Annotated in this window: 3 protein-coding genes and 4 pseudogenes; all 7 read left to right on the forward strand. The window is 61.2% G+C overall.

Annotated elements, in window-relative coordinates; all coding sequences use genetic code 11:
- Positions 1–618: CocE/NonD family hydrolase (locus tag NKI99_RS33285; RefSeq protein ID WP_352613674.1), on the forward strand; the 618-nt coding region annotated here is incomplete at its 5' end.
- Between the two features lie 507 nt (positions 619–1,125).
- A pseudogene (locus tag NKI99_RS33290) lies at positions 1,126–1,446 on the forward strand (transposase); the annotation flags it as partial.
- Between the two features lie 23 nt (positions 1,447–1,469).
- A pseudogene (locus NKI99_RS33295) lies at positions 1,470–2,508 on the forward strand (IS110 family RNA-guided transposase).
- A gap of 241 nt (positions 2,509–2,749) precedes the next feature.
- Positions 2,750–2,991, forward strand: a pseudogene (locus tag NKI99_RS33300) (transposase); the annotation flags it as partial.
- Positions 2,992–3,024: 33 nt separating this feature from the next.
- Positions 3,025–4,210, forward strand: a pseudogene (locus NKI99_RS33940) (IS701 family transposase).
- Entirely contained in the window at positions 4,162–4,386 is a 225-nt protein-coding gene (locus NKI99_RS33320) for a hypothetical protein (RefSeq protein ID WP_352613683.1), read from the forward strand. Before NKI99_RS33940 ends, NKI99_RS33320 begins: the two are co-directional and overlap by 49 nt.
- A gap of 351 nt (positions 4,387–4,737) precedes the next feature.
- On the forward strand, positions 4,738–5,733 hold the full coding sequence (locus NKI99_RS33325; RefSeq protein WP_352613676.1) for a D-alanine--D-alanine ligase family protein: 996 nt from the start codon (positions 4,738–4,740) through the stop codon (positions 5,731–5,733).
- Positions 5,734–5,868: the final 135 nt, after the last annotated feature.

Here is a 5,868-nt window from a genome sequence, read left to right on the forward strand (position 1 = left end):
AACACTCGCCTCGGCGATGGCGCACTTGAACTCAATCCACCTTCCGAGGACGAGCCAGCGGACACTTTTGTTTATGATCCCGGCAATCCGGTGCCGTTTCTGGGGGTTCATGGCGGGAACTCAAGGGGGACGACGATAGGCCCTCGCGACTATCAGGAAGTGGAACTCCGTCAGGACGTTCTATGTTTTACGTCTGAACTCCTTGAACAGGGCGTCGAAGTCAGCGGGTTCGTCAAAGCCGTCCTGTTCGTCTCATCTTCCGCCCCAGACACCGACTTTGTGGCCAGACTACTTGACCTGCATCCGGATGGCCGTGCCATTGACGTCGTCGACGGGATACTCCGCGTTCGGTATCGCGAAGGCTTCGACCGGCCAGTTCTGATGGAGCGGGGCCACGTCTACCAAATCGAGGTTGACCTGGATGCCACGAGCAACTGGTTCCCACCCGGCCATCGAATTCGGCTGGAGATATCTAGTTCCTCGTTTCCCCGCTTCGATCGCAACCTGAACACGGGGGGCGACAACTGGAACGAAACGAAGTGGGAAGTCGCCCACAACAGCGTGCATCACTGCGCAGAGTTCCCCTCCTATGTGCTGCTGCCTATCGCGACCAAGTGAACGTTCGCCCTGTAGCTCACCAATTGGAATCGCGAAGGCGCTCCTGAGACCGTGCTGACATCGCGGATGGAAGGCAAATTGGGTTTAGCAATGAGCCCTCCGGCACCACGGGTCGGCCTGAGGCACCCGGCTTCGTCGGCTGCAAAGTTGGACACGGAGAGCACCGTGCCGCGTGACGAGAATCTCCTCCGCTGTCACGACGTGCCCATGAGATCCACGGCCCAACCGGCGGGCTTCGATTTACCCGAGACCGCGATCCGCTCAATTTCCTCGCCATCAAGCTCGCTTCAGTGCGCATCCGCCTCAGAAATTATGAGTCTGCGAACTAGCGGAACCCCTGTCCGGCTTTCGCGAAATGCGCACCTCGAAGGCGTCTGCCCGGATGGATGCCGGCCTTTTTCCCTCGACCTCGATGGAATGCGTATCCCAGCAGGACTTCTTAGAGGCCGTTTGGAAAATCGGAAAATTGGGATTTCGGCGGAGGCTGGTTTGTGATTCAAGCTGTGGATGTGGACCGAACAGAGCCGTGGCCGGATGGCCAAGATCGCCAAGAAAACCAAGCGCTACCCGTCCGATCTGACGGATGAGGAGTGGAACAGATCGCTCCGCTGATGCCCAAGCCTGGGCGTCGCGGCGTCCTCGGGTTGCGGCTGGCGGATGCTGCCGATCCATTTCGGCGCCTGGCAGACGGTCTACGGCTGGTTTCGCGAGTTGGCGTGGCGCTTTTTGTTCCAGACCATCCACGACGTGGCGCTGATGCTGGACCGCGAGCGAGCCGGGCGCGAGGCCAGTCCTACGGCGGGCGTGATCGACAGATGGGGTATTCGGCTTGAGCCTCTCTTTTGGCTATGATGCCATCAAGGTGCTGCGCTTCAAACTTCTTGCGCCACGGGCGGCAACCACAGAAGACGGCGGTATCGATCCGCCGTGGAGGCGAACGGATCTGGCGCGGAAAGTGCGCATCTGATCCCAACATCATTGCCGAGCTTGTCCGCAAGCGGGCACCGGCCGCAAAGCGTGTCGTGTTCGAAACCGGCCCGCTGTCGGTGTGGTTCTATCATGCGCTGCGCGCCGGGGGATTGCCAGCCATCTGCATCGATGCGCGCCATGCCAAAGCCGCTCTCGACATGGCGGCGACAAGACGGATGCGAATGACGCCGATGGTTTGGCGCATCTTGCTGAAGCGGGGTTCTTTCGCGAGGTGCGCGTGAAAGGCTTCGACAGTATGTTGACCCGCACGCTCGTGGCAGCACGCACCCGATTGGTCCGGATCACCGTCGAGCTTTCCAACCAGATCCGCGGGATCATGAAAACGTTGGCCTGCTCGTCCCAGCAGGTAAGGGAACTACATTGGAAAAGAATGTCCGGAGCCTTCTTATCGATCAGAGCGAGCTTGCTCCGATCGTGATACCAATGTTGGAGGCCTGGCGCGGCATTCGCATTCGCGCCGCCGAGCACGGGCGCCGACTGGTTACGGATGCTCGTCAAAGCCAAGCCTGCCGCCCCCTCATGTCGATCCCGGCATCGGCGTGATCACCGCGACCTCCTTCGTCACCGCCATTGAGGATCCAAACAACTTCAAGAAGTCCCGCTCTGTCGCTGCTTGGATCGGCCTGACAACCCGCCGATACCAATCGGGAGAAGTCGATTATGAGGGCCATATATCCCGGCGCGGGGATCGACATCTGCGAGGGCTTCTCTACGAAGCCGCCGCGGTCATCCTGACACGCTGTTCGACCGGAAGCAGCCTACGTACATGGGTCTAAAGCTCCGGGAGAGTATCGGCTTCAAACGAGCCGCCGTGGCCGTGGCGCGCAAATTGGCGGTGATCATGCTAAGATGCTCAAGACTGGCGAGCTCTTCAATGCGAGTGCAGGAGTCACGGCGTAAATCCAGATAGCGTTCAGAATCTGAGCGCCTGAGGCGTCCCTGCCGGGACGTGAGCCGAGCCATTCCGCTGATGGGATAGCACCGCTGTCTCAGCAAAGTGCGTCGTCCACATTGAAAGCTCGTCCCGCGAAGCTCTATCATGCGGCGGCCGATGTCGACCGCGAAGACAACCATGCACCCGGCAGCGCCGTATCAACGCGATAGATGCTTGACGCCTAAGCTGCGATTAGACAACCCCATCAACCTGCCCGCCCATAAGGCCGCCGGCGTGCGCGACGCGATTGAGGCCGCAGGCGCGAGCCTGCTCTACCTGCCGCCTTACAGGACTTCAATCCGATTGAGAACGCCTTCGCCAAACTCAAGGCGCTGCTGCGAGCAAAGGCCGAGAGAACCATCAAGGCTTTGTGGGACGCGGTCGGCGCGGTCGTCGACCTCTTCACCCCAGCCGAATGTGCCAACTACTTCAAAGCCGCAGGATATGAACCGGCTTCACTTCGGCAGGTTATGGAGGGTACCATGTCTGTCGCTTCGTGGTCAGGGTCGTTGTTGGCTTGGGAGCAGGAGCTCACAGCGCTGAAGGCGCGGGTTGGGCGGGTGCTTCCTCGTCGTGAGTTGCGGGAGACGGGCGCAGATTTCCTTGACGGCCTTCTTTCCGGCATTGAGCGCAAGACAGGCTGGCTGATGGCTGAGCAGTCTGGAGCGGAGCGGCCCTATCGGATGCAGTCGCTGTTGGGGCGCAGCCACTGGGACGCTGATCGGCTCCGAGACGAGGTTCGCGATTATGTGGTGGAGGCGTTGGGCGATGAGGATGGTGTCCTGATCGTCGACGAGACGGGATTTGTGAAGAAGGGCGATCGTTCCGCCGGTGTCGCGCGTCAGTACTCGGGAACGGCGGGGCGGATCGAGAACAGCCAGGTCGGCGTGTTCTTGGCTTACGCGAGCCGCTACGGCCAAGCGCTGGTCGATCGTCGCCTTTATCTGCCGGAGAGCTGGACAAGGGATCGGGCGCGATGTGCCAGAGCGTCGATCCCGGAGATGGTCGAGTTTGCGACCAAGCCAAAGATGGCGCGCGCCATGGTCGAGGCGGCGCTCGATGCCGGCGTCCCGTGCGCTTACGTTCTGGGCGACGCTGTCTACGGGGCGGACAGCAGCCTTCGCCGGATGCTGGAAGCTCGCGAGCAGCCCTATGTCTTGGCGATTCGAGGCGCTCACTTCATGCGCCGGAGGGGATCGTCTGTTTGAGGAAACCTCGCCCGAGGAACTGGCCAGCGAGTTCGAGCCCGACGACTGGGCCTGTCATGCGGCAGGTGAAGGCGCCAAAGGCCCTCGGCTCTACGACTGGGCACGCATCCGCCGCCCTTGGACGTCAAAAGGCGGCTTCGAGCATTGGCTTCTCGTCCGCCGCAAGCGATCGACATCCGGAGAAAAAGCCTACTACCTGGTCTTCGCCCCGCCCGGTTCCTCCTTGGCCGAATTGGCGGCAGTGGCCGGCCTGCGCTGGGCGATCGAGGAGTGCTTTGAGCGCGCCAAGGATGATCTCGGACTTGATCATTGCGAGGCTCGGTCCTGGCACGGATGGCATTGCCACATGAGCCTGTGCATGGCCGCCCTGGCATTCCTCTCGAAGCTATCGGCTGATCTTCGCCGCAGCGCATGGAGCAAACCGAACGAAACGAGTCCAAAGGAGCCAATCGCCGCCTGATCCGGATGGCTGCGCTCGTCCCGAGCGTCCCCGAGATCCGCTATCTCCTCGCCCGGATCCTCATCTTCCCACCGACACAAAAGCCCTTCATCATCGCCTGGTCGCTATGGCGACGACGACATCAGGCCGCGGCCACCATCTGTCACTACAAACGGCATCGACATCCGCAACTGTAGTACTAGAGGTGATGGCGGAGTGGAAGGTCATGACCGCGATCGGCTGAGGTCACCCGCCGCAAGCTTCATCGCGCACATTCAGACAACGTGACATCGCTGTTCCATGTTCTCGGTTCAGCCGTGTTCCATTGAAGACGTCTATGTCCGTATCCCGATAAACTGAGGCGCAAGTATTCCGCCGGCGCGGCGCGAAACACATGGTTTTTTCTCCTTGTTGCCACAAGCTCTTCGGTGGCACGCCGATTGCATCGAACTCCGTGTAAGCGCGCGGGGTCCAGACGAGCTGTTTCCCCCAAACAAGCAAATCCGAGCGAATGAACGTGACAGCGGGCAACATCAAAGGAGTAGCTCATGCGGGTAGCCGTCGTGAAGAACAGTGATTTTAAGGGCGTGATCAACCGGTTCCGCCAACCTGATCCGCAGCCGCAGCCGCCTCTGCCGCAGGGAGCCCATGGGACGGTCGAAAGGCTGGTGGCGGCACTGCAAGAGGGCGGCCACGAGACGCTGCTGTGTGAAGGCGACAAAGGATTGCTCACTACGCTCGAGCAGTTCATGCCACCCGATCCGCAAGCCCGCCCTTCGGGAATGGTGTTCAACTTGGAGTATCGTTACACCCACGTTCCGGCAATGCTTGAGATGGCCGGTGTTCCATACACTGGATGTGGACCGCTCGCGATTGGGCTGACAAACGACAAGGTCATCACCAAGAGGCTCATCCGCGATTGCGGCGTGCCGACGGCCAACTTTCGTGTGATGCGTCACGGCACCGAAAGTACCAGGGACCTGCGATTCCCAGTGGTAGTGAAGCCGCGTCACGAAGAGTGCAGCCACGGATTGCAGCTCGTACATGAGCCTGCTCAGTTGAGGCATGCCGTGGAAGTGATCGTCACGCAGTACGAGCAGGATGCGCTCGTGGAAGAATACATCGATGGACGGGAAATCGCCGTCGCGCTGCTGGGAAACGGAGAGCTCGAGGTGTTTCCTTTGGTGGAACAGGACTTCGGCGAGCGCGAAACGCGTCTTATGACTTGGGAGGCGAAATTCGTGACGGCCGCGGCGATGCCGAAGATTTGCCCGGCGCAAATCGACAGCGGGCTTGAGACGGCGCTGCGGGATATTTCGGTTGCGACTTTCCATGCCTGCCGCTGCCGGGATTATGCCCGGGTCGACCTCAGGATTGATCGCTCCGGCCGGCCCTTTGTCCTGGAGATCAACTCCATCCCGTCACTCGCTATGCACTCCTCTTATGTCCTAGCCGCGATGACCGCCGGACACAGCTACTCGAGCTTGGTCAATCGCATCCTCGATGTCGCCGACACGCGGTACTTCGGAAACAGCACCGTCTAGTGCCGTAATGGGCCGGCGCTCCCCCCAAGCCACCCGGGCACGGGGGGGCGGCGGGGGGGCCCCCCCGCGGAGCACCGCGCGCCCCGCGCCCGCCGCGGCGCGGGGGGGGGGGGGGTGGGGGGGGGGGGGGGTTGT

Origin of the sequence: Mesorhizobium sp. M0239, from assembly GCF_040321815.1 — a bacterium.
Lineage (GTDB): Bacteria > Pseudomonadota > Alphaproteobacteria > Rhizobiales > Rhizobiaceae > Mesorhizobium.

Coding starts and splice junctions, on each gene's coding strand:
- NKI99_RS33320 (WP_352613683.1), top strand. CDS start 4,162: ATGGAGCAAACCGAACGAAACGAGTCCAAAGGAGCCAATCGCCGCCTG.
- NKI99_RS33325 (WP_352613676.1), top strand. CDS start 4,738: ATGCGGGTAGCCGTCGTGAAGAACAGTGATTTTAAGGGCGTGATCAAC.